21 protein-coding genes and 4 tRNA genes are annotated in these 23876 nt (G+C 72.6%); 10 read left to right on the top strand and 15 right to left on the bottom strand.

Annotated features, from left to right (window positions below):
- Nucleotides 1–155: 155 nt before the first annotated feature.
- Nucleotides 156–1985: a phosphatidylglycerol lysyltransferase domain-containing protein gene (locus ACFY0X_RS35495; protein ID WP_387760644.1), complete on the bottom strand. Its 1830-nt coding sequence runs from the start codon at nt 1983–1985 to the stop codon at nt 156–158.
- A 348-nt stretch (nt 1986–2333) separates the two neighbouring features.
- On the opposite strand from ACFY0X_RS35495, the gene ACFY0X_RS35490 reads away from it, so the two are divergent.
- Together ACFY0X_RS35490 and ACFY0X_RS35485 are read left to right on the top strand one after the other, a co-directional pair.
- The gene (locus ACFY0X_RS35490) at nt 2334–2987 is read left to right on the top strand and encodes a response regulator (RefSeq protein WP_387760653.1); all 654 of its coding nucleotides are present in this window, start codon (nt 2334–2336) and stop codon (nt 2985–2987) included.
- On the top strand, nt 2984–4129 hold the full coding sequence (locus ACFY0X_RS35485; RefSeq protein WP_387760643.1) for a sensor histidine kinase: 1146 nt from the start codon (nt 2984–2986) through the stop codon (nt 4127–4129). Before ACFY0X_RS35490 ends, ACFY0X_RS35485 begins: the two co-directional genes overlap by 4 nt.
- Nucleotides 4130–4239: 110 nt before the next feature.
- On the opposite strand, the gene ACFY0X_RS35480 is transcribed toward ACFY0X_RS35485, so the two are convergent.
- A tRNA-Leu gene (locus ACFY0X_RS35480) sits at nt 4240–4323 on the bottom strand.
- A 422-nt stretch (nt 4324–4745) separates the two neighbouring features.
- Here ACFY0X_RS35480 and ACFY0X_RS35475 point away from each other — a divergent pair.
- From ACFY0X_RS35475 to pknB, 6 genes are all read left to right on the top strand, one after another.
- The gene (locus ACFY0X_RS35475) at nt 4746–5612 is read left to right on the top strand and encodes an FhaA domain-containing protein (RefSeq protein WP_387760642.1); all 867 of its coding nucleotides are present in this window, start codon (nt 4746–4748) and stop codon (nt 5610–5612) included.
- A 46-nt stretch (nt 5613–5658) separates the two neighbouring features.
- Nucleotides 5659–6204: an FHA domain-containing protein gene (locus ACFY0X_RS35470; RefSeq protein WP_387760641.1), complete on the top strand. Its 546-nt coding sequence runs from the start codon at nt 5659–5661 to the stop codon at nt 6202–6204.
- Nucleotides 6205–6257: 53 nt separating this feature from the next.
- Nucleotides 6258–7898 carry a PP2C family protein-serine/threonine phosphatase gene (locus ACFY0X_RS35465; protein ID WP_387760640.1) on the top strand — a complete coding sequence of 547 codons (1641 nt, stop codon included), beginning with the start codon at nt 6258–6260 and terminating at the stop codon, nt 7896–7898.
- 160 nt (nt 7899–8058) lie between these two features.
- Nucleotides 8059–9435 (top strand): FtsW/RodA/SpoVE family cell cycle protein, encoded by a 1377-nt coding sequence (locus ACFY0X_RS35460; protein WP_387760652.1) that lies wholly within the window; start codon nt 8059–8061, stop codon nt 9433–9435.
- A complete protein-coding gene (locus tag ACFY0X_RS35455; RefSeq protein ID WP_387760639.1) occupies nt 9432–10889 on the top strand; it encodes a peptidoglycan D,D-transpeptidase FtsI family protein in 1458 nt (485 codons plus the stop codon). Before ACFY0X_RS35460 ends, ACFY0X_RS35455 begins: the two co-directional genes overlap by 4 nt.
- Before the next feature lie 259 nt (nt 10890–11148).
- Nucleotides 11149–13272, top strand: a complete 2124-nt coding sequence (gene pknB, locus ACFY0X_RS35450) for a Stk1 family PASTA domain-containing Ser/Thr kinase (protein WP_387760638.1) — start codon at nt 11149–11151, stop codon at nt 13270–13272.
- A gap of 136 nt (nt 13273–13408) precedes the next feature.
- Here pknB and ACFY0X_RS35445 read toward each other — a convergent pair whose 3' ends face one another.
- From ACFY0X_RS35445 to ACFY0X_RS35425, 5 genes are all read right to left on the bottom strand, one after another.
- Nucleotides 13409–14278, bottom strand: coding sequence for a class E sortase (locus tag ACFY0X_RS35445; RefSeq protein ID WP_387760637.1), 870 nt, complete (start codon nt 14276–14278; stop codon nt 13409–13411).
- Between the two features lie 28 nt (nt 14279–14306).
- Nucleotides 14307–15410: a class E sortase gene (locus tag ACFY0X_RS35440; protein WP_387760636.1), complete on the bottom strand. Its 1104-nt coding sequence runs from the start codon at nt 15408–15410 to the stop codon at nt 14307–14309.
- 5 nt (nt 15411–15415) lie between these two features.
- Nucleotides 15416–16081 (bottom strand): aminodeoxychorismate/anthranilate synthase component II, encoded by a 666-nt coding sequence (locus tag ACFY0X_RS35435; protein ID WP_387760635.1) that lies wholly within the window; start codon nt 16079–16081, stop codon nt 15416–15418.
- A gap of 55 nt (nt 16082–16136) precedes the next feature.
- Nucleotides 16137–16316, bottom strand: a complete 180-nt coding sequence (locus tag ACFY0X_RS35430; RefSeq protein WP_387760634.1) for a hypothetical protein — start codon at nt 16314–16316, stop codon at nt 16137–16139.
- A gap of 69 nt (nt 16317–16385) precedes the next feature.
- A complete protein-coding gene (locus ACFY0X_RS35425) occupies nt 16386–17150 on the bottom strand; it encodes a DUF881 domain-containing protein (protein WP_387760633.1) in 765 nt (254 codons plus the stop codon).
- Nucleotides 17151–17317: 167 nt separating this feature from the next.
- On the opposite strand from ACFY0X_RS35425, the gene crgA reads away from it, so the two are divergent.
- The gene (gene crgA, locus ACFY0X_RS35420; protein ID WP_049656797.1) at nt 17318–17566 is read left to right on the top strand and encodes a cell division protein CrgA; all 249 of its coding nucleotides are present in this window, start codon (nt 17318–17320) and stop codon (nt 17564–17566) included.
- 346 nt (nt 17567–17912) lie between these two features.
- Here crgA and ACFY0X_RS35415 read toward each other — a convergent pair whose 3' ends face one another.
- Complete coding sequence (locus ACFY0X_RS35415) at nt 17913–18806, bottom strand: rhomboid family intramembrane serine protease (RefSeq protein ID WP_387760632.1); 894 nt, start codon at nt 18804–18806, stop codon at nt 17913–17915.
- A 265-nt stretch (nt 18807–19071) separates the two neighbouring features.
- Here ACFY0X_RS35415 and ACFY0X_RS35410 point away from each other — a divergent pair, with 265 nt between their 5' ends.
- Nucleotides 19072–19809, top strand: a complete 738-nt coding sequence (locus ACFY0X_RS35410; protein WP_387760631.1) for a DUF5324 family protein — start codon at nt 19072–19074, stop codon at nt 19807–19809.
- Between the two features lie 81 nt (nt 19810–19890).
- On the opposite strand, the gene ACFY0X_RS35405 is transcribed toward ACFY0X_RS35410, so the two are convergent.
- The 7 genes from ACFY0X_RS35405 to ACFY0X_RS35375 all read right to left on the bottom strand — a co-directional run bounded on the left by ACFY0X_RS35405 (nt 19891) and on the right by ACFY0X_RS35375 (nt 23728).
- Nucleotides 19891–19963, bottom strand: a tRNA-Ala gene (locus ACFY0X_RS35405).
- A 186-nt stretch (nt 19964–20149) separates the two neighbouring features.
- Complete coding sequence (locus ACFY0X_RS35400) at nt 20150–20278, bottom strand: DLW-39 family protein (protein ID WP_014137031.1); 129 nt, start codon at nt 20276–20278, stop codon at nt 20150–20152.
- Between the two features lie 259 nt (nt 20279–20537).
- Nucleotides 20538–20870 (bottom strand): DUF6191 domain-containing protein, encoded by a 333-nt coding sequence (locus tag ACFY0X_RS35395; RefSeq protein WP_387760630.1) that lies wholly within the window; start codon nt 20868–20870, stop codon nt 20538–20540.
- 177 nt (nt 20871–21047) lie between these two features.
- A tRNA-Ile gene (locus ACFY0X_RS35390) sits at nt 21048–21121 on the bottom strand.
- Between the two features lie 102 nt (nt 21122–21223).
- Nucleotides 21224–21300, bottom strand: a tRNA-Ile gene (locus ACFY0X_RS35385).
- A gap of 16 nt (nt 21301–21316) precedes the next feature.
- Complete coding sequence (locus tag ACFY0X_RS35380; protein ID WP_387760629.1) at nt 21317–22711, bottom strand: class I SAM-dependent methyltransferase; 1395 nt, start codon at nt 22709–22711, stop codon at nt 21317–21319.
- Between the two features lie 261 nt (nt 22712–22972).
- On the bottom strand, nt 22973–23728 hold the full coding sequence (locus tag ACFY0X_RS35375) for a DUF3566 domain-containing protein (protein WP_387760628.1): 756 nt from the start codon (nt 23726–23728) through the stop codon (nt 22973–22975).
- Nucleotides 23729–23876 lie beyond the last annotated feature (148 nt).

Here is a 23876-nt window from a genome sequence, read left to right as displayed (position 1 = left end):
CCGAATCCCCGAACTCTCGACACTCCGACATTAGAAGCCTCTTGACAAAGCCACATCGGCACGGATGTGGAGCCGGGTCATCCTCTGGGGGGAGGCGGTCCCCCCATCAGCCCCCCATTTCGACCGCCCGGCCCCCTCCGCCCCCCGGCGGAGGGCTACCCCTTCCCGTCCCGGGCCGCCACCGGGACCCGGGGCGCCACCACGGCGGCCCGGGCGTGCCGGCGGCGGAACAGGGCGGGCAGGCTGGGCGCGACGATGAAACCCTCGGCGCGGGCGCTCGCGATGCCGATCCTCGGAATCTCGCTGCTCTTCTCGAAGAGCAGGTAACGCGGTTCCCAGATCGGCCGGTACTTGGCGTTCGCGCGGTACAGCGACTCGATCTGCCACCAGCGCGAGAAGAATCCCAGGATCGAGCGCCACAGCCGCAGCACCGGACCGGCACCGAGCCGCGAACCGCGCTCGAAGACCGAGCGGAACATCGCGAAGTTCAGCGACACCCGCTTCAGCCCGACCTCCTCGGCACGCTGCAGCAGCTCGATCACCATGAACTCCATCAGGCCGTTCTCGGTGTCCCGGGCCCGGCGCATCAGGTCCAGCGACAGCCCGTCCGGGCCCCACGGCACGAAGCTCAGCAGCGCCTTGAGCTCACCGTCGCCGTCGTGGCACTCCAGCATCACGCAGCGGCCGTCGCCCGGGTCCCCGAGCCGGCCCAGCGCCATCGAGAAGCCGCGCTCGGTCGCCCCGTCGCGCCACTCGTCGGCCTTGGCCACCAGCTCGGCCATCTCCGCCTCCGAGATGTCCTCGTGGCGGCGGATCCGCACCGTGTACCCGGCCCGCTTGACCCGGTTGTACGCCTGCCGGACCACCCGCATCGCCCGGCCGTCCAACGAGAACTCGTCCAGCTCGACGATCGCCTCGTCGCCCAGCTCCAGCGCGTCCAGCCCGTGCCGGGCGTAGATCACCCCGGCCTCCTCCGAGGCGCCCATCACGGCCGGCGCCCAGGCGTGCTCCCGGGCCTCGGACAGCCAGGCGTCGATCGCGCCCGGCCAGGCCTCCGGGTCGCCGATCGGGTCGCCCGAGGCCAGCGACACCCCGCCGATCACCCGGTAGGTGACCGCCGCCTTGCCGCTGGGGGAGAAGACCACCGCCTTGTCCCGGCGCAGCGCGAAGTACCCCAGCGAGTCCCGCTCGCCCTGCTTGTCCAGCAGGCCCCGCAGCCTGGCCTCGTCCTCGGCGGTGAGCAGTTCCTTGCCGCGGGGGCTGCGGAAGGCCACGTACAGCACCAGCAGGAAGAGCACCGCGCCCATGAAGTTGATCGCGGCGTTCACCCAGGTCGGCGCGGAGATCACCGAGCGCAGGTGCTCGGACGGGGTGATCGTGATCATCCGGCCGACGGAGTACCGGAACAGGTCCCAGAAGCCGGCCCCGGACAGCTCGTTGGTCAGCCAGACCAGCAGCGCGCCGACGCCGCCGCCGAACGCCAGCCCGCCGACGAAGGTGGCCGCCGCGGTCTTCGGGTTGGAGCTGTCGCCCTTGGACGTGAACTCCCGGCGCCCGATCAGCAGCGCCAGCACGAACAGGCAGGTCAGGACGGTGGAGACGTAGTTGAGCGGGTGGGTGTCGAAGCTCTCGCCCGGCACCACCATGGCCGTCAGGTACAGCAGCGCGAACATGCCGCCGAGCGCCGTGTTGAAGATCCACGCGGCCCGCTTGCGCCGCCGCATCGCGATCGCCAGGAACACCGAGAGCACCGCGCTGGCGAGGCCGGCGGTCATCAGGTACGGGGTGAAGTACTCACCCTCGTTGTGCTCGTAGACCTGGTCGCGGAAGGGCACCAGCAGCACCGTCGCCACGTTCAGCAGGGCGATCAGCCGCAGGTACCAGACGGAGGCCGCGGCGGCCCTCGGACGCCAGCGGTCGAGCGCGTCACCGAGCCGGGGGCCGGGGGACGTGGCGGACGGCTCCGACTTCACAGTGGACGACACAGCTCAATTCCAAACGATCAGGTGGTGGGGCGCATCCGCGAGAGGGCCGCCGCGGGGCGCCCGCTCGGGCCCGACGGCCTGGTCGGCGACCTCACCCGGCCGACCGCCCGAGGTGGATAAGCGGCCGGAAAAGGGTCAGCCAACTCCATGTTTCCCCACCGAACCTGAGATTTGCGTGAACCGGGTAGCGGATTCCGACCCCCGCCGAACGGCGGGGGTGGACGCCCCCGGCGCCGCGTCCCGATCCGACCGGACCCGGGCCGCAGGCCCTACTCTCGAAACGACCCACGCGGACCGCCTCGACCCGGCCGCCCGAACCGAGGAGCCACCATCACCACCACCCGCGTGCTGATCGTCGACGACGAGATCCTGGTCCGCTCCGGCCTGGGCCTGATCGTCGGCTCCGCCACCGACCTGGAGGTGGTCGGCGACTGCTCCGGCGGTCAGGCCGAGGAGCACGTCCAGCGGCTGCGCCCGCACGTGGTGCTGCTCGACATCCGGATGCCCGACCTCGACGGCATCTCGGTGCTGCGCCGCCTGCGCGCCCTGCCCGACCCGCCCGCCGTGGCGATGCTCACCACCTTCGACACCGACGAGTACATCGGCACCGCGCTGCGGGCCGGCGCGGCCGGCTTCCTGCTCAAGGACACCGCCCCCGAGCAGCTGGTGCACGCCGTCCGGGTGCTCGCGGCCGGCGGCAACATCCTCTCCCCGACCGTCACCCGCACGGTGATCGGCGGCTACGTGGACGGCGGCGGCCCGGACGCCGAGGCCACCGCGCTGGCCCGCACCCTCACCGGCCGCGAGCTCGACGTGCTCTCGCTGCTCGGCGAGGGCCTGTCCAACGCCGAGATCGCCGACCGGCTCTTCCTCGGCACCGGCACGGTCAAGGACCACATCAGCGCGATCCTCGGCAAGCTCGGCGCCGCCAACCGGGTCCAGGCCGCCGTCCTGGCCCACCGGGCCGGTCTGGTCCGGCCCAAGCCCGGCGACGGGGCATGACCATCGTCGACCAACTGCCGTCCAGACGGCTGCCGGCCTGGTGCACCGCCCCCTGGCTGATGCTGCTGCTGCCCGTCCTCTACTCCCTGCTGGACGCCGCCCTGGTGGCCCGGGAGGCCGCCTGGTGGCAGGTGGCGCTGTCCACGCTGGCCGCCGTCGCGCTGTTCTGGCGCCGCCGCTTCCCGGTGACGGTCCTGCTGCTCACCATGCCGGGCAGCTGGGTGGACGCGATCTGGCTGGCCCCGATAACGGCCGTCTACTCGGTGGCCGCCGAGCGCCCCCGCCCCCGGGTCGTGGTCCCCGGCGGCATCCTGTTCGCCCTGGTCGAGTTCTTCCACTGGCCGCTGCCCGAGGGCGTCCTCGACCTCAGCCGCGCCACCGCGCTGGACGCCATCCAGGCCGTGATGCTGGCGGCCGGCCCGGCCGCCACCGGTCTGCTCGCCCGCACCCGGCGGGAGCTGGCCGCCCGCCTGGACCAGCTGACCCGGGGCCAGGAGCGGGAGAGCCGGCTGCTGGCCGAGCGGGTGCTGATCAGCGAGCGCGGCCGGCTGGCCCGGGAGATGCACGACGTGGTCTCGCACCAGGTCAGCCTGATCAGCATCCAGGCCGGCGCGCTCCAGGTGAGCAGCAGCGACCCGGCCGCGGTGACCGCCGCCCGCACCATCCGCGAACTGTCCGTACGGACCCTGGACGAGCTGCGCCAGATGGTCGGGGTGCTGCGCGGCACCGGCGGGCTGCCGGACGCCCCGCTCGCCCCCCAGCCCCGGCTGGCCGACCTGCCCCGGCTGATCGAGGAGAGCGGGCTGGCCGCCGACACCGAGCTGGTCCCCGGCGACCGCCCGTGGCCGGAGGCGGTCGAGCGGGCCGCCTACCGCACCGTCCAGGAGGCGCTCACCAACATCACCAAGTACGCCCCGGAGGCGACGGTGCACGTGCGGGTCCGGGCGAAGGGCCGCCGGCTGCGGGTCGAGGTCCGCAACGACGCCCCGCCGGGGCACCCGGAGGAGATCCTGCCGGGCGGCGGCCACGGCCTGGTCGGCCTGCGCGAGCGCGCCCAGCTGCTGGGCGGCACCCTCACCGCCGGGCCGACCCCGGACGGCGGCTTCGCGGTCCGCGCCGAACTCCCCGCCGACCGCGGCTGACCGGGGCTGCCCCGGCCCGGCGGCGAACCGGCGGCCCGGCCGCCCCGGCACCCACCGGGAGCGGACAACGAGAAAGCCCCGCAGATCCGTAGATCTGCGGGGCTTCGCTGTGCGCGAGGGGGGAGTTGAACCCCCACGCCCTTTCGGGCACTGGAACCTGAATCCAGCGCGTCTGCCTATTCCGCCACCCGCGCATGGGTGTTGTCCTCGTTGCCGACCGTTCCTCCGAACTGCTCGGTACCATCGGTACTTCGCACTTCCTTGGTCCGGCCTCCCTTCCGGGCGGCCCTTCCGACGTGGAAAACATTAGCACGACCTGGGGGGCTGCTCCGAATCCGTTGTCCGGGGACGCCGACGGCATCCGAACCGATGCCCGACGAACACCCGTACGACCATCGGAAGGGTGCTCCGACGGGCACACCTGGCGTGCCGTACCCGAAATGCGTCACCCTGTGTGTCCGAGCCCACCCCCGGGCACCACACGGTCCGGGAACCGTACGGAAGGGCCCGGCGTGGATACGATCAGTACGGAAGTACCGCAAGTAGGAGGCGCGACCGGGTCCCGGGCGGGATCCGGCCGGCAGGCAGGCGAACGAACCCTGGAAGGGGGTGCCCCATGGGAGTGCTGAAGAAGTTCGAGCAGCGGCTCGAGGGTCTCGTCAACGGCACCTTCGCCAAGGTGTTCAAGTCCGAGGTCCAGCCCGTGGAGATCGCCGGAGCGCTGCAGCGCGAGTGCGACAACAACGCGAGCATCTGGAACCGCGACCGCACCGTCGTGCCGAACGACTTCATCGTCGAGCTGAGCCCGCACGACCACGAGCGGCTCAGCCCCTACTCCGGGCAGCTGGGCACCGAGCTGGCCGGCATGGTCCGCGAGTACGCGGAGGCCCAGCGGTACACCTTCATGGGCCCGCTCCAGGTGAACCTGGAGAAGGCCGACGACCTGGACACCGGGCTGTACCGGGTGCGCAGCCGCACCCTGGCCGCCGAGGAGCCCCAGCAGCAGCAGTACGCGCCGCAGCAGCCCGGCTACGACCGGCCGCCGGCCGCCCAGGCCCCCGGCGCACCGTGGCAGCAGACCGGCGCCGGCCAGTACAACGCGCCCCCGCCGCCGGCCGCGCCCCCCGCGATGCCCCCCGGCCCGCCCGCGCCCGCCGGCGGCAACGTCCGCGCCTTCCCCGGCGCGGGCCACGGCGGCGCCGGGATGCGCCGCTGGGTCGAGGTGAACGGCGCCCGGCACCAGATCACCGGCTCGGCCTGCGTGCTCGGCCGGTCGACCGAGGCGGACGTGCGGATCGACGACCCCGGGGTCTCCCGCAAGCACGCCGAGATCCGGCCCGGCACCCCTTCGATGGTGCTCGACCTGGGGTCCACCAACGGCATCGTGGTGGACGGACAGCACACCCAGCGCGCTACGCTCCGCGACGGCTCGCGAATCGTCGTGGGCTCCACCACCATCGTCTACCGGCAGGTCGAAGGGTAGTGTCCGAATTGTTCGCGCGCCTCGCTCACCGACTGGCGGGACGGTCATGTCAGAACTGACCCTCACGGTCATGCGGCTGGGCTTCCTGGCCGTGTTGTGGCTGTTCGTCATCGTCGCGGTCCAGGTGATCCGCAGCGACCTGTTCGGCACCAAGGTGAACCCGCGGTCCTCCCGTCGCGGCGCGAGCGCCACGACGGGCGCCGGCGCGGCCACCGTGGCCGCCGCACGCGCCGCGGCACCCCCGCAGGCCGCCCCCGCGGCGGGCCAGACCCAGGGCGGCGGCGGGCGCCGCCGCGGCGGCCCGACCCAGCTCGTCGTGGTGCAGGGCTCGCTGGCCGGCACCACGGTGGCGCTCCAGGGCCAGACCATCACGCTCGGCCGCGCGCACGACTCCACCATCGTGCTGGACGACGACTACGCGTCCTCCCGGCATGCCAGGATCTATCCGGATCAGACTGGGCAGTGGACGGTCGAGGATCTAGGCTCCACCAACGGCACCTATCTGGACCGGCAGCGCCTGACCGCGCCCACCCCGCTCCAGCCGGGCATGCCGATCCGTATCGGCAGGACCGTCATCGAACTGCGGAAGTAGTAGCGCATGAGGGACAGCATCCCGTCCATGACCCAGAGGGGGGCACAGGTCGCATGACCCTGGTGCTGCGCTTCGCCGCCGGCTCCCACAAGGGACTGATCCGGGAGGGGAACGAGGACTCCGGCTACGCCGGGCCGCGGCTGCTGGCCGTGGCCGACGGCATGGGCGGCGCCGCGGCCGGCGAGGTCGCTTCCTCCGAGGTGCTCGGCTCGATCGTCCGGCTGGACGAGGACGTGCCGGGCGCCGACCTGCTGACCCTGCTGGGCGACGCCGTCCAGGGCGCCAACGACCGGCTCCGGCAGATGGTCGAGGAGGACCCGCAGCTGGAGGGCATGGGCTGCACCCTGACCGCCATGCTGTGGACGGGCCAGCGGATGGGCCTGGTGCACGTCGGCGACTCCCGCGCCTACCTGCTGCGCGACGGGTCCCTGGTGCAGATCACCCAGGACCACACCTGGGTGCAGCGCCTGGTCGACGAGGGCCGGATCACGCCCGAGGAGGCCGAGACCCACCCGCAGCGCTCGCTGCTGATGCGGGCGCTGGACGGCCGCGGCCAGGTCGAGCCCGACCTGTCGATCCGCGAGGTCCGGGCCGGCGACCGCTACCTGATCTGCTCCGACGGCCTCTCCGGCCCGGTCAGCCACCAGACCCTCCAGGACACCCTCGGCAGCTACTACTCGCCCGAGCAGACCGTGCAGGAGCTGATCCAGCTCGCCCTGCGCGGCGGCGGTCCGGACAACATCACCTGCATCGTGGCGGACGTCATCGACGTCGGCGCCACGGACACCATGAGCGGTCAGTTCAACGACGTCCCGGTGGTGGTCGGCGCGGTCGCCGACGCCCCGCCGTCCTCGGCCGCCGCCGACCGCTCGATCGCGGACACCCCGGCCGGCCGCGCCGCCGGCCTCGGCCGCGGCCCGCAGGGCGCCTTCGGCCCGGCCGAGGGCTACGAGGAGGGCTACGGCGCCGCCCAGGGCGGCTTCGGCCCCGCCGAGGGCTACGAGGGCGAGTACGGCTCCGGCGAGCCCTCGGTGTACGGCACCGAGGAGGCCGGCGCGGAGCGCCCCGCCAAGCGCGGGCGCAAGGGCCTGACGGTCTCGCTGGCCGCCCTGGTCACGCTCGGGCTGCTCGGCGGCGCCGGCTGGTTCGGCTACCGGTGGACCCAGGACCAGTACTACGTCGGCACCCAGGACGACCACGTCGCGATCTACCAGGGCATCAACCAGAACCTGGCCGGTCTGAGCCTGTCCTCGGTGCACTCCTCGTACAGCCGGATCCAGCTGAAGTGGCTGCCCGAGGACCAGCAGGCCCACGTGCGGAAGACCATCTCGGTCGGCAGCATGAAGGACGCCCAGTCGACGGTCAACGACCTCGACGGCTGGGTCCAGCTCTGCCAGCGGGCCGCGAAGGCGACCACCCCGGCCACCCCGCCGGCCACGCCGGCGGTGCAGGCGGTGCAGGCGGTGCAGGCCGTGTACCCGGCCGCCACACCCACCCCGACCGAGAAGAACCGCGGCCCGGCCGCGGCGGCGCCGACCACCGCACCCGCGGCCACCCCGACGCCGACGCCGACCGCGCCGGCGGCACCCGCCCCGGCGCCGAACGCCACACCTCCGGCGGCCGGCGCGCAGGGCGACCAGGCCCCGCTGTCCGAAGAGGAACTCAGCCGGGCCAACTCCTGCCCGAAGCAGTGACGTCCGTGATCAGCCATGGGCCCGCCCCGAGCGGGCTTGCCGGCCGTCAGGGAGCGGTCACCACGTGAGCAGCTACGACCTGAGCGAAGAGTCCACCCGGCCCGGCCGGCGCCGGGCGGCGGCCGACCGAGCCGTCCCCCGCCGGCGGGGCAACACCACGATCTCCCCCCAGGAGGCGCCCAACCGGCGCAACACCGAGCTGGCCATGCTGGTCTTCGCGGTGGTGCTGCCGGTCCTCGCGTACGCCAACGTCGGCCTCGCGATGGACGGCAAGCTGCCCGTCGGCATGCTCGGCTACGGCCTCGGCATGGGCGCCCTGGCGGTGGTCGCGCACCTGCTGGTGCGCCGCTTCGCGCCGTACGCGGACCCGCTGATGCTGCCGATCGCCACCCTGCTCAACGGGCTGGGGGTGGTGATGATCTGGCGGCTCGACAAGGCGGGCAAGCTGCTCAGGGGCAACTACCCTGCGGCCGAGAACCAGCTGATGTGGTCGGGCCTCGGGATCGCCGGCTTCATCGCGGTGATGGTGCTGCTGAAGGACCACCGGGTGCTCCAGCGCTACACCTACATCTCGATGGTGGTGGCCCTGGTGCTGCTCGCGGCACCGGCCTTCTTCCCGTCCCGGGCGGAGGACTTCGGCGCCAAGATCTGGATCCGGCTGGGCAGCTTCTCCATCCAGCCCGGCGAGTTCGCCAAGATCGTCCTGACGGTGTTCTTCGCCGGCTACCTGATGGTCAAGCGGGACGCCCTGGCGCTGGCCAGCCGCCGGTTCATGGGCCTGTACCTGCCGCGCGGCCGCGACCTCGGCCCGATCATCGTGATCTGGCTGCTCAGCCTGCTGATCCTGATCTTCGAGAACGACCTGGGCACGTCCTTCCTGTTCTTCGGCCTGTTCGTGGTGATGCTCTACGTCGCCACCGAGCGGACCAGCTGGATCCTGTTCGGCCTGCTGATGTCGGTCGGCGGCGCGGTCGCGGTCGCCTCGACGGCCAGCCACGTGAAGGTCCGCATCAACGCCTGGCTCGACCCGATGGCCGCCTTCGGCCCGCACCCGCCGAAGGGCGCCACCGAGCAGATCGGCCAGTCGCTGATGGCGCTCGGCTCCGGCGGGGTCACCGGCTCCGGTCTCGGCCAGGGCCGCTCCTGGCTGATCGCGTTCGCCGCCAAGAGCGACTTCATCCTGGGCTCCTTCGGCGAGGAGCTCGGGCTGACCGGCCTGATGGCGATCTTCCTGCTGTACGCGCTGCTGGTCCAGCGCGGTCTGCGTACCGCGCTCGCCGCCCGCGACCCGTTCGGCAAGCTGTTCGCCGTCGGCCTCTCCTCGGCGATGGCGATCCAGGTGTTCGTCGTGGCCGGCGGTGTCACCGGGCTGATCCCGCTCACCGGTATGACCATGCCGTTCCTCGCGCAGGGCGGTTCGTCCGTGGTCGCCAACTGGGCGCTGGTCGCGATCCTGCTGAAGATCAGCGACAGCGCCCGCCGCCCCGGGGCCGAACCGGCCCCGGCCCCCGAGGGCCAGGGAGGACCCGCCCGATGAACAAGCCGATCCGCCGGGTCTCGATCTTCTGCCTCGTCCTGATCCTGGCCCTGATGGTGCGCACCAACTGGGTGCAGGGCGTCCAGGCCGAGTCCTGGGCGACCAACAAGAACAACAAGCGCCAGCTGTACGACCGGTACGCCCACCCGCGCGGCAACATCATCGTCAGCGGCCAGCCGGTCACGAAGTCCGACTACGTCAACGGCCTGCGCTACAAGTACAAGCGGGCCTGGGTCGACGGCCCGATGTACGCCCCGGTGACCGGCTACTCCTCCCAGGCCTACGGCTCCAACCAGCTGGAGAACCTGGAGGACGGCATCCTCTCCGGCACCGACGACCGGCTGTTCTTCCGCAACACCCTGGACATGCTGACCGGCGAGCAGAAGCGCGGCGGCGACGTCGTCACCACGATCAACGCCAAGGTCCAGAAGGCCGCCTTCGACGCCATGGGCAACAAGAAGGGCGCGGTGGTCGCCCTCGACCCGAAGACCGGCGCGATCCTGGGGCTGGTCTCCACGCCCTCCTACGACCCGGGCACCTTCGCCGGCGGCGACGACGCCGACACCAAGGCCTGGACGGACCTCAACGCGGACCCGAACAAGCCGATGCTCAACCGGGCGCTGAAGGAGACCTATCCGCCCGGCTCGACCTTCAAGCTGGTCACCGCGACCGCGGCGTTCGAGAACGGCCGGTACCAGGGCATCGACGACGCGACGGACACGCCGGAGCCGTACATCCTGCCGTACACCACCACCCAGCTGAAGAACGAGAGCCCCAACGAGCGCTGCGAGAACGCCACCGTCAAGTCCGGGATGGACCAGTCCTGCAACACGGTCTTCGCCAAGATGGGCGCCGACCTGGGCAAGGAGCGGATGCGCGCGCAGGCCGAGAAGTTCGGCTTCAACAGCACGATCGACACCCCGATCCGGTCCGAGAAGAGCGTCTTCCCGGACAGCCCCAGCCTGGACGGCACCGCCCAGGACTCGATCGGCCAGCACGACACCCGCGCCACCCCGCTCCAGATGGCCATGGTCTCCGCCGCGATCGCCAACAACGGCAGCCTGATGCAGCCGTACCTGGTGGACCAGGAGCGCTCGGCCTCGCTGACCACCATCTCCAAGCACACCGAGAAGCAGTTCTCCCAGCCGATGAGCCCGGCCACCGCGCAGAAGATGCAGGACCTGATGGTCTCGGTGGTCGAGAACGGCACCGGCAAGAACGCCCAGATCCCCGGCCTCCAGGTCGGCGGCAAGACCGGCACCGCCCAGCACGGCGAGGACAACGCCGGGCTGCCGTTCGCCTGGTTCACGTCCTGGGCCAAGACCTCGGACGGCCAGTCGGTCGCGGTCGCCGTGGTGGTCGAGGACGGTTCCCAGAACCGCGACGGCATCAGCGGCGGCCGGCTCGCGGCCCCGATCGCCAAGGCGGTGATGCAGGCCGCACTCGGCAAGTAGGAGCGCGATCCGGGGTGAGGGGAATGTCACGATCGACAGCCCCGTCCGGATACCGGTCTGATATCGGCCGACGGCTGACTCCGGCCCGATGCGGTACGACCGGTAGCGTATCCGCCAGCAGCGGGTGTGCCCGTTGCCGCCCGCGAGGCACCGCACGGCCCGGCCGGAGAACCGGTCGCGGACCGCGCGGCGTCACCCAGAGCGTGCGGGGACACCTACGTCACAACCTCACCGGCGGGTGAGGGAGAGGGTCGGATCTATGGAAGAGCCTCGTCGCCTCGGCGGCAGGTACGAGCTCGGCGGCGTCCTCGGGCGCGGCGGCATGGCCGAGGTGTACCTCGCCCATGACACCCGGCTCGGCCGCTCCGTCGCAGTGAAGACGCTCCGGGCCGACATGGCCCGGGATCCGTCGTTCCAGGCCCGCTTCCGCCGCGAGGCACAGTCGGCGGCGTCCCTGAACCACCCCGCGATCGTCGCCGTGTACGACACGGGCGAGGACTACATCGACGGCATCTCCATCCCGTACATCGTGATGGAGTACGTCGAGGGGTCCACGCTGCGCGAGCTGCTGCACTCCGGCCGCCGGCTGCTGCCCGAGCGCGCGCTGGAGATGACCATCGGCATCCTCCAGGCCCTGGAGTACTCGCACCGGGCCGGCATCGTGCACCGCGACATCAAGCCGGCCAACGTGATGCTGACCCGGCAGGGCAACGTCAAGGTCATGGACTTCGGCATCGCCCGTGCGATGGGTGACGCCGGGATGACCATGACGCAGACCTCGGCCGTCATCGGCACCGCCCAGTACCTCTCCCCGGAGCAGGCCAAGGGCGAGCAGGTCGACGCCCGCTCCGACCTCTACTCCACCGGCTGCCTGCTCTACGAGCTGCTGACCGTCCGCCCGCCGTTCGTCGGCGACTCGCCGGTCGCGGTGGCCTACCAGCACGTCCGGGAGGAGCCGCAGCCGCCGTCGGTCTTCGACCCCGAGGTGCGCCCCGAGATCGACGCCATCGTGCTGAAGGCGCTCGCCAAGGAGCGCGACTACCGCTACCAGAGCGCCGACGAGATGCGCGACGACATCGAGCGCTTCCTCGACGGCCTGCCGGTGGCCGCCGCCCAGCAGGCCGCGTACGGCATGGGCGCGGCCGGCTACGGCTACGACCAGAACGGCTACCCGCAGCAGCACGACCCGTACGGCCAGACCAACGTGCTGCCGCAGCAGCCCGGCGGCGGCCCGACCACCGTCCTGCCGCAGGCCTCCGGGCAGCCCGGCTACGGGCAGCAGGGCGGCTACCAGGACGACGGCTACGGCCAGACCTACGCCGGCGCCGCGGGCGGCGGCAACGACGGCTACGACGACGGCTACGGCCGCGGCGGCGGCCGACGGGGCGAGGACCAGCCGAAGAAGAGCAACACCTCGTGGATCGTGCTGGCGGTGGCCGCCGTGCTGGTCCTGGTGGGCACCTTCTTCGTCGCCCAGGCGATGTTCGGCGACAAGGGCGGCAAGGACGCCGCGAAGGTCACCGCGCCGAACCTGGTCGGCAAGACCCTGGCCGAGGCCAAGACGGCCGCCGCCGCGGCCGGTTCGAAGCTCGTGGTGGCCGAGGGCGAGAAGGTCGCCTGCCCGGACGCCAACGTCAAGAAGGACCAGGTCTGCACCCAGAACCCGGGGGCGGGCCTGCAGGTCGCCGAGAACGCCACCATCACGGTGCAGGTCTCCTCCGGCCCGGCCAAGGCGCCGGTCCCCGGCGTGACCGGCAAGACCAAGGACCAGGCCGTCAAGCTGCTCGCGGACGCCGGCTTCGCCAACGTCACCACCGAGTACAAGGACGACGACAACGCCCCGCAGGAAACCGTCACCGGCCAGGACCCGGCGGCCAACGCGGCCGTCGACCCGAGCACCGCGATCAAGCTGACCGTGTCGCAGGGCAAGGCCAAGGTGAACGTCCCGAACGTGGTCGGCTCCCAGAAGGAGGACGCGCAGACCACCCTCCAGGGCCTCGGCTTCCAGGTGGACGCCACGAAGACCGTGGCGGCCCCCGACCCGAGCAAGGTCAACACGGTCGCCTCGCAGTCGGTCCCGGCCAACACCAAGGCCCCGGCCAACACCAAGATCTCGCTGACCATCTACAAGGCGCCGGACAAGGTCCAGGTCCCGCCGCTGGCGAACGTCAAGCTGTCGGACGCCATCAGCACGCTGTCGAAGCTCGGCCTGGGCTACACCGTGGCCAGCGGTCCGCCGGACCCGAACGCGACCGTCCAGCAGAGCAACCCGCCGGCCGGCACCATGGTCGACCCGAACACCCAGATCCAGCTCTACACCAAGGCGGCCGAGCCGACCAAAGGGGGCGACCCCACCACCACACCCCCCAAAGGGGACCACTAAGCCTCCGATATTCCCCTGGTTCGACTGAGCCGGAGGAGAAGCAGTCCGGAGCACGCCCGAGGGCCCGCCGCGACACCAGCGGCGGGCCCTCGGGCATTTCCTCGCCCCGACCCGTCGGGAGGGCCGTGCGGCGGCTTCAGGAGCGCCGCAGCTCCGGCGGCGGGGTGCGCTTGGCGTCCATGTCGTCCACCCGCACCAGGCTGCCCCAGACGGCCATCCGGTAGCGCGAGGTGTACACCGGGGTGCAGGTGGTCAGGGTGATGTAGCGGCCGGGGCCGGCGTAGCCGGATCGGGCCGGGACGGGCGCCACGATGCCGGTGTCGTACTTGGACGTCTCCGCCAGGGTGCTGTCGACCTTGTAGACGTACCACTTGTCCTTGGTCTCCACCACGACCGCGTCGCCCTTGTGGACGGCGTCCAGGTCGTGGAACTTCGCGCCGTGGCCGTCCCGGTGGGCGGCCAGCGCGAAGTTGCCCTCCTGGTCCCAGGGCATGGCGGCCCGGTACGGCTGCTCGTAGACGCCCGCCACGCCGTCGTCCAGCACCTCGGCGGAGGTGCCCATCCGGATCAGCACCTGGTTGTTCCGGCCCATCGCCGGGACGTGCAGGAAGCCCACGTCGGCCCCCACCGCGAACTGCCCGGGCGCGGGCACGGCGCCGGAGGCACCGGACGCACCGGCGGTTCCGGTTCCGGGAGCACCGGGGGTGCCGGACGCGCCGGGGGCCGGGGCGGCGCCGGGCGCGGCCGGGGAGCCGGGGGCCGGGCCCGCGGCCCAGCTGCTGCGCAGCCGGTCGGCGGCGGCCGAGGCGGAGCGGTCCGCCTGGACGTTGGTCCACCACAGCGAGTAGGCCACGAACAGGCCGAGCACCAGGCCCAGGGTGATCAGCAGCTCGCCGAAGACCCCGAGCGCGGCCAGCGCCCCGCTCCGTCCCCGCCCGGCCGTCCGCTCCGGCGGCAAAGAGGCCTCCCGCGCCGGTTCGGCCGACTGCGCGGTCTCGTCCTGCATCTGCGTGCTCCCCCTCCGGGCCGGGCGGCTACCCGCCCGTGATCGCGGCCGGCTTGCCCTGGGCACGCGGCCGTTCCTCGATCATCTTGCCAAAGACGATGAGACGGAACTTCGAGGTGAATTCCGGGGTACAGGTCGTCAGCGTGATGTAGCGGCCGGGGCCGGCGTACCCGGCTCCGTTCGGCACCGGCTTGATCACGCTCACGTTGTTGGGGGAGGTCTCCGGGATGCTTCCGGTGACCTCGTAGGTGTAGTAGCCGGCGGCCGTCTCCACCACGATCTTGTCGCCCTTGCCGAGCTGGTTGATGTACCGGAACGGCTCGCCGTGGGTGTTGCGGTGGGCGGCCAGCGCGAAGTTGCCCGCCTTGTCGCCCGGCATCCCGGTGCCGGCGTAGTGGCCGACCAGGCCCTTGTCGAGCACCGCCGACTTGGAGGTGCCCTCGGCGATCGGGAACTTCAGCCCCAGCTTGGGCAGGTGGATGATGGCGAAGCCCTTGTTGGGCTCGAACACCTCGGGCTTGTTCGGGTCCGGGGCCGGCGGCCCGGGCTGTCCCGGCTGGACGGGCGGCGCGACCGCGTCGAACTGCTGCTCCAGCTGGTTGCGGGCGCCGTCGGCGGCCGCGTCGGCCTGCACGTTGGTCCACCAGAGCTGGTACGCGACGAAGAGCAGCATCACCACGCCGAGTGAGATGCACAGCTCGCCGACGCCCCTGGCGGCCACCACCAGCAGGGACTCCTTGGGGCGCACCCGTCCGGCGGCCCGGCCGCCCGCCCGGCGCCGGCCGCTGCCGGAGCGCAGCGAGGTGCGGCCCTGGGCGGCGCGGCGGCGCTCGGCCCGGCCGCCAGTCGGCGCCGGTTCGGCGGCCGGCCCGCCGAGGTCGGCGGGCAGTCGCAGCTGGAGGGTCTGGTCGGGCAGCCAGGGGTACTCGGGCCCGTCCACGATGGGCTCCTGGGCCTGCTCGTACACGCCCCAGGCGTCCTCGGGCGCGGTCTGCGCCGGGTAGTCCTGCTGGTACGGCGCTCCGCCGGTGCCCTCGTCCCGTCCCTGGTACCCGGGCCCGCCGTACTGCTGCACGGTGCCGTACCGGTCCGCCTCCGGCTGGAAGCGCCCCTCCGGACGCAGCGCGGTCACGCCGGTCAGCCCCGGCCGATCACCGGGGCGAGCCCGGCCGACCGGTCGACCGCCTGCGGGAAGCCGCACTCCGCGAGCCAGTTGGCGAGCATCCGGTGACCGCCCTCGGTGAGCACCGACTCGGGGTGGAACTGCACGCCCTCGACCGGCAGTTCACGGTGCCTCAGGCCCATGATCACGCCGCTCGCGGTGCGTGCGGTGACCACCAGCTCGGCCGGCACGGTGGCCGGTTCGACCGCGAGCGAGTGGTAGCGGGTCGCGGTCAGCGGCGAGGGCAGGCCCTCGAAGACCCCGCCGTCCTCGTGCTCGACCGGCGAGGTCTTGCCGTGCAGCAGCTCGGGCGCCCGGCCGACCACCGCGCCGTACGCGGCCGCGATCGACTGGAGGCCCAGGCAGACGCCGAACACCGGCAGCCCGATCCGGGCGCAGTGGTGCACCATCTCGATGCAGACCCCGGCCTCCTCCGGGGCGCCGGGCCCGGGGGAGAGCAGCACCCCGTCGAAACCCTCCGCGCCGGAGCGGCGGACGGCGTGCTCGACGGTCACCTCGTCGTTGCGCACCACCTCGCAGGTGGCGCCGAGCTGGTACAGGTACTGGACCAGGTTGAAGACGAAGCTGTCGTAGTTGTCCACCACCAGGATGCGGGGCGGGGTCGTCGGCCGGGTCGTCATGCGCGCGTGGTCTCCGTGGGATGCGGTGCTGGAAGGGAGTGCCGGGCCCGCCGGCTCAGCCGGTCGCGGCGCCGTCGCCGCCGTCCACTGTGACGTCGCCGAAGGGGAGCAGCGGTTCCGCCCACGGGAAGACGTAGGTGAAGAGGAGGTAGACGATCCCCAGGACGAGGAGCAGCGAGATGACGGACCGGACCAGGGTGTTCCCCGGGAGGTGACGCCAGATCCAGCCGTACATGGTGCTCCCTCGACGCAGCGGACTGGGTTAAAGAGTAGACCCGCCGTCCACGGCCGCGGGGCAGGTCCGCTACTGCTGCCCGCCCGCCGACCGCAGTTCGGTGGTGCCGGAGTAGCCGGGCAGGGTCAGCTCGCCGCTCTCCTGGACCTTCCAGCCCAGCCCGTACGCCTGGACGTACTGGAGGTAGTTGCGGATCGTCGGGTCCGCCTCGACGGCCGAGCGCAGGGCGTCGGTCCGCCCGACCGCCTTGACCACGTACGGCGGGGAGTAGACCCGGCCCTGGAGCAGCAGGGTGTTGCCGACGCAGCGGACGGCGCTGGTGGAGATCAGCCGCTGGTCCATCACCTGCACGCCCTCGGCGCCGCCCCGCCACAGCGCGTTGACCACGGCCTGGATGTCCTGCTGGTGGATCACCAGGTCGTTGACGCCGGGCTCGGGCACCCCGGGGATGCGCGCGGTGGCGTTCGGCGGGGCGTCGTTGAGGGTGACGGTCAGGCCGCCGCCCTGGAGCGGCTCCAGCGCGGCGCCGGTGCGCAGGCCGTCCAGCCGCACGGCGTCGGCGGGGTCGTGGCCCTGCTGCTCGGTGAGCTGCTGGGCGCGGGCCTGGAGGTCGGCGAGCTGGGACTGCGCCTGCTGGTTCTGCGCGCTGCGCTGGCGGACCACGTCGCCGAGGCTCAGCAGCGAGTTGTCGGTCCGCAGGTCGGTGCCGCGGGCGGTCTGCGCGCTGATGTAGAAGAGCAGACCGGCGAGCGCGAAGACGGCGCAGGTCAGGGCACGGCCGACAATTCGGGTGCCGGAGCGGCGGATACGGGCCGGCTCGGGGGGAATCGACAAATTAGTCACCGTACCCTTATCTCCTCAAGACCCGCAGAGCCACTACGCTAACGGACGCCGGTGGCATGTGGCGGAGCGGTCCCCAGGACGTTCTCCACGGCCGGCCCGGCCGATTCCACCCGTTGCACCCCGCGCGGTCTCACAGCGCATCGACAGGAGAGCTCCTCGTGCCGAAGTCTCGACTCCGCAAGAAGTCCGACTACACCCCGCCGACCACGGCCGCGGTGAAGATCAGCTCGGGCCGTGGTTGGGTCGCCCCGCTGATGCTGGCACTGTTCCTGATCGGCCTGGTGTGGATCGTCACCTACTACGTGACCAGCGGCACCTACCCGGTCGAGAGCTGGCGCAACTGGAACATCCTGGTCGGCTTCGGCTTCATCGCCGCCGGGTTCGGCGTCTCCACCCAGTGGAAGTGACGGTCCGCCCGTCCTGAGGCTCGGCCCCGAGCCGTTCTCCCGCCGCTCCGGATCGCTCGTCCCGGGGCGGCGGTCAGGCGTGCCCGGAGCCGGGTGGGGATCCGGCCGGTTGTTCCCACCATCCGACCACCCGCTTATCCACATGGTTATCCACACTGGGGAAAAGTCTCCCCAGCCTGTGGATAACCTTTCCGGGCGCGGCCGTCCACAGCTGTGCACAACTCCCCGGGAATCAGGAAACCGCACAGCAGGACACGCGTAGAACAGCAGTCCACAACCGCGTGGACGCACAGGCTGTGCACAACCCCGCACCCGCTGTGGACAAACGTCCGAAGGGGCGGGCCCGTCAGCTCCCGTAGAGGGCCATCCCGGCCAGCAGCATCCCCGCCTCGACCGTCACCGCGCCGGCCACCGCCAGCGCCTGCACCGGGCCGCGGCGCTCGCGCGGGGCGTACATCAGGCCGGCCGCGGTCAGCGAGCCGAGCAGCAGGCCGCCGACGTGCGCCCGCCAGTCGATGCCGGGGCGGGAGAAGGTGACGATCAGGTTGAAGACCAGGAACGCCATCGCCGGGCCGAGCGGGCCACGGTTGCGCAGCTGCAGCACGATCGTGGCGCCGATCAGCCCGAAGACCGCCCCCGAGGCGCCCACCGAGTTCATCCAGTCGCCGGCCACCACGAAGGCGAAGGTGCTGCCGCCCAGGGCGGAGACCAGGTAGAGGGCCAGGAAGCGCAGCCGGCCGAGCGCCTCCTCCAGCGGCGGGCCGAGCCAGAACAGCACCAGCATGTTCATCCCGACGTGCCACCACTCCAGGTGGAGGAAGGCGGCGGTCAGCAGCCGGTACCACTGGCCCGGGCCGTCGGCGATGCCCGCCGGGCCGCCGAGGATGTCCCGCCCGGCGCTGAACAGCGACCAGGTCTGGCCCAGCCGCGGGGCGAGCACGTAGGCCGCCAGCACCCAGACCACGACGTTGACCCCGATCAGCACCCGGGTGACCAGCCCGCCGTCGGCGGCCAGGGCGCCGCCGAACCGGGTGGTCGCCTGCCGCGACCCGGCGTGGCCGTCGCCGACGCACTCCGGGCACTGGAAGCCCACCGAGGCGGCCACCATGCAGCGGGGGCAGATCGGCCGCTCGCAGCGGGTGCAGGAGACCCCGGTGGGGGTCTGCGGGTGCCGGTAGCAGCCGGGCGGCCCGGCCTCCGGGGACCGATCGGCCGACGACCGCGGCTCGTCCGGGAGCATCAGCGGGGTCCCCTTCCCGTACACGACCTCCGAAACCGCCAGCCTACTGCCGCACCCCCGCTCCCGGACCTACTCCCCCACAGCCACCCGGTCCGCCCCTACGCCCCCGCTCGTACGGCCCGCCCAGTGTGCCGCCCCCGCCCCCTGCCCGCCCCGCAGGGGCCCCGCGTACGGCCCATCCGAAGTGCCTTCGGACAAATCAGGAGGCATGATCAGCATTCAGGTGGATATGTGCATAAAGGACGCCACCCAGGAGGAGAGACTCGTGAGCTTTTCGGATTCGGCCCGAGAAACAGCCACCAGGACCCGGGACACCGCCGCACAGGTCGCGGACGGCGCCAAGCAGCGCCTCGGCCCCGCCTTGGACGCCTTCGGTCCGAAGGCCGCGCTGGCCGCCCACAACCTCCGCAGCCAGTACGACCGGCACCTAGCCCCGCAGTTCGGCCACGCCTTCGCCAGCCTGCCGCCGGACGCCCAGCAGAATGCCCTGAAGGCCCTCCACCGGGCCCAGGAGGCCGCCCTGGCGGCCCGCCTGTCCGCCACCCGGGCCGCGGACCAGGCCCGGGCCACCGTGGGTCCCAGGGTCGCCCAGGCGGTCGAGGAGGCCCGCGCGACCGTCGGCCCGGTCGCCCAGGAGGCCCAGGCCCGCGGCGCGGCCGCGCTGACCGCCCTCCAGGGCAACGTCAGCTCGGCCGAGATCAGCGAGCTGGCCGCCCGGAACGCCCGGAAGGCGCACTGCAACCGGACCGCCACCGGCCTCGCCGTGGCCGGCCTGCTGGCGATCGGCGGCGGCATCGTGGCCTGGCAGTGGTGGCGCCGGCACAGCAACCCGGAGTGGCTGGTCGAGCCCCCCGCCCCGCAGGAGCCCCGGCCGGCCGGTGCGCACGCCGCCTCCGCCCCGGTGAACGGCTCCGGCCCGGACTTCCCCGGCGAGTCCACGGACGGCGTCCCGTCCGCCGAGAACGGCGGCCCGGCCCCCGAGGACGGACCGCAGCCGCGCTGACCGCACGGCGCCCCCGGAAACGCCGATCGGCCGCCGCCCTGGATTCCAGGGCGGCGGCCGGTCGGTTACTGCTGTGAACTGTGGAGCATAGGAGACTCGAACTCCTGACATCTGCCTTGCAAAGGCAGCGCTCTACCAACTGAGCTAATGCCCCTCGACGGCACCGCGCGCGTGCCAACGGGCACTAGCGTACCGGTTTCCGGCGCGATTCCCAGCGCCGTCCCCCTGCGGCAGTGCCGTTCCAGAGGGTCGGCCGGTCCGGTGCGTCGACCGGGCCGGCCGGCCCGCGAGGCGCCGACGGGCGCCTCCGGAGTTCGTCGGTCGTCAGATCGCCGGGTGCTCAGCGACCGGCCGGGACCGGGTCGGTGGCCTCGGTCCACAGGTCCTGCTCGGCGCGGTCCGCCTGGACCTGACGGTAGACAAAGAAGCCGCCGAGGGCGACCAGGGCGACCAGGAGAAGCTTCTTCACCGCGGGACCTCGTCCTTCTTGCGTTGGTGGACTCAAGAGCCGGATCCGGCCGGACTGACCGGGCCGACGAGTCCAGTTGTGTTTCGCTCGCGAAAGGGCGGCCGGGTGCCAGACTGCCCTTGCGGCCGATGATACACACCGGTGTCCCAATCGTGACCAGCCACCGGTGCGGCCAACCCGGCGGTCCGGTCCCAGGATTGACGCCGCACCTCCTGGCGGGCGGTCCGGCCGGCCCCGGACCGCCCCGGCCGCCACCCGGTCAGGCGCGGCCCGCCGGGCCGTCCACGGGTCCGTCCGCCGGGCTGCCCGGCACCACCACCACGGCCCTGCCGCCCGCCAGGTCCACGCTGGTCCGGGGCGGCGCCCCCTCGCCCTCCTCGTCCCGCAGCATCAGGGTGCTGCCGCGTTCGTCGAGCTCGTGCTGCTTGCCCGCGGCGAACTGCGCGTGCAGCTGTTCGAACCCGGTGGCCGAGATCTGCCCCTCCCGCCCGGTCCCCCGCCAGGGCACCCACCGGGCGCGGCCCGCCCGCAGTGCCAGCTGATCGAGCGCCGCCAGCACCACCAGGGCGCAGACCAGTCCGGGGATGCTCATCGCCCACAACATCGCCATGCCGTGTCACCAACCCTCCACCACCTCTCCCCGGAGAACAGCCGGGACCGGCGGCCGGTTCCCGGCCCGGCGGAGGGAGACACGCCGGAAGCGTGGCGGGAAACGGAGCGGGAAACGCCGAAGGGCCCGGAGTGGATCACTCCGGGCCCTTCGGGGAGGTGGGCCTAACAGGACTTGAACCTGTGGCCTCTTCCTTATCAGGGAAGCGCTCTAACCGTCTGAGCTATAGGCCCTCACCGAGAAGAGATCGTACCGGATTCCGGCCGGCCCGCGGCCCCGTCCGATCCCAGGACGTGTCGAAGGGCCCGGAGTGGATCACTCCGGGCCCTTCGCGGTGGTGGGCCTAACAGGACTTGAACCTGTGGCCTCTTCCTTATCAGGGAAGCGCTCTAACCGTCTGAGCTATAGGCCCTTGCCGCACTGAAAGATTAGCGGACCGACGGCCGTTCTCCCAAATCCGGATCCCCCGGGGCCGCGGCGGCGCCCCCGGCGACCAGCCGCGCCGCACCCGTGGCGGGGCGCAGCAGCCACTCCTCGCGGGTCGGCGGGAGGCCCGCCGTGCCCTCCTCGGTGCTGCGGACGGCGAGCACCTGGTTAATCCCGATCCGGTTCTGCTCGAAGGCCAGCGCGGAGGCCGCCATGTACAGCCGCCAGACCCGGGCCCGGCCGCGGCCGACCAGCCGGACCGCCTCCGTCCAGTGCGCCTCCAGGTTGGCCACCCACTCGCGCAGGGTCAGCCCGTAGTGCTCGCGCAGCGACTCGACGTCCCGGACCTCGAAGCCGGCCTCCTCCAGCCGGGCCACGGTGGAACCGACCGGGGAGAGCTCGCCGTCCGGGAAGACGTAGCGGTCGATGAAGGGGCTGGTGCGGTGCTGCTCGCCGGGGAGGTCGGGGCGGCGGGCGATCTGGTGGTTGAGCAGCCGGCCGCCGGGCACCAGCAGCCGGTACAGGCCCTCGGCGTACACCCGGTACTGCTCGGAGCCGACGTGCTCGGCCATGCCGACGCTGGAGATCGCGTCGAAGGGCCCGTCGGCGATCTCCCGGTAGTCCTGGAGCCGGATCTCGACCCGGTCGGACAGCCCGGCCTCCTCGACCCGGGCGCGGGCCAGCGCGACCTGCTCCCGGGAGATGGAGACGCCGACCGCGGTGACGCCGTAGTGCTTCGCGGCGTGCAGCAGCAGTGATCCCCAGCCGCAGCCGACGTCCAGCAGGCGCATCCCGGGGCGCAGGCCGAGCTTGCGGCAGATGAGGTCGAGCTTGGCCTCCTGGGCGGCCTCCAGGCTCTTCGCCTCCGGCGTCCAGTAGGCGCACGAGTAGACCATCGAGGAGCCCAGCACGAGCCGGTAGAAGTCGTTCCCGACGTCGTAGTGGTGGCTGATGGCCGCGCGGTCCCGGCTGCGGCTGTGCAGCCGCCCGGCGGCCCTGCGGACCTCCTCGCGCGGCGGTTCGGGTTCGAGGCCGACCGCTCCGGCCCGCACCGCGGCGGCGAGCACCCGGCGGCCCTTGGGGCCGAGCGCGTCGCGCGGCCCGAGGGCCAGGGCGCGGATGTCCGGCCGCTCGGCGAAGCGGGCGACGGCGGAGAGCGTCTCGTACAGGTCGGTGCCGGGGGCGAGTTCGAGGTCCCCCGCGACGTAGGCCCGGGCCAGGCCCAGCTCGTCCGGCTGCCAGATCAGCCGGCGCAGCGCCCGGCGGTTGCGCAGGACCAGGGTGGGCGCGCCCGGCGGCCCGGCGACGCTGCCGTCCCAGGCCTGCACCCGCAGCGGTACCGGGACCCCCAACAGCCCTTCCAGGGCCTCGACCAGTTGACCTGCGAGCTTCGCCACCGCGCGCCTCCGTCCAGTCGTCCTGCGGAAACCTCAGCTGACCCGGTCGGGCGGACCGGGGGCGGCCTGCGGCACTCCCAGGCGCGGGACGGGCGGCACCCAGCTAAGCCCACCGCGGCCGCCCGGTTTCCGGGCGGCGCGCCGCGGGCGGCCGGCTGTCACCCGAAATGCCGACGGGCCCCACCGGCTGCAACAGCCGGTGGGGCCCGCACATTCCGTCCGCGGACGGGAAGCTGACCGAGGGTCAGGATCCGGCCGGGATCAGTCCTCCTCGGCCAGGGTGAGCTCGACGCCGCCGGTGAAGCCGGCCGCCGCGTTGTAGATGAACGCGGAGAGCGTGGACAGGGCGGTCAGCAGGACGACGTCGACCACGGCGATCAGCGTGGTGAAGGTCATCACCTTGCCGAAGCCGACGTAGTCCATCAGGTTGAGGCCGCCGCTGCTGTCCGAGCCGGTGACGTCCTTGAGGGTCTTGGTCAGCGAGTCGAAGACCCCGAGCGAGTCCAGCGTCATCCACAGCACGGCCGCGGCCACGATGATGATGATGCCGACGGCCAGCGACAGCAGGAAGCTGACCTTCATCACGGACCACGGGTCGACCTTGGTCACCCGCAGCCGGGCCTTGCGGGTCCGGCCGAGTCCGGGGCCGCCGGCCACCGCGGCCGGGGCCGGCGCGGGGCGGCGCGCCGCCCCGGCGGCCGGGGCGCCGCCGACCGGGGTCCCGCCGGGCGGGGTGTTGCCGCCGGTCCGGGTGCCCCGGGCCGGGGTCGGCTGCCCCTTGGCGTACGTGGTCGGCTGCGAGAAGCCGCCCGAGCCGGGGGCCGGGCTGCTCGGCGGCACGGGCGGCTGCCCGCCGTAGGTCGCACCGCTCTGGCCCGCTCCGCCGGCCGGTGGCATCAGCGAGGTGGACGCGGCCGAGTGCTCGTTCGGCGGCTGCGGCACACCGTACGAACCCCCGCCCTGCGCGCCCGGACGGCCGCCGGAGGTTCCTCCCGCAGCACCCGTGGCTCCACTCACCTGGTCCTCCCGCACTTCCCACCAGGACGGCGGCGCCGCCCTGCCTGTCACTCGTCATCCAGCGCCCGGCGGGATTGCCCGGAACTGGTCGGCGCCCGGAGCCGCCGCGTCCTTCGGTCGGAACGCGGCGGCACCGGTCTGCGGTTCG

This window comes from Kitasatospora sp. NPDC001547 (assembly GCF_042894165.1).
Lineage (GTDB): Bacteria > Actinomycetota > Actinomycetes > Streptomycetales > Streptomycetaceae > Kitasatospora.
Note: the sequence above shows the minus strand (reverse complement) of the source record. Positions and strands in the feature narration are given on the sequence as shown.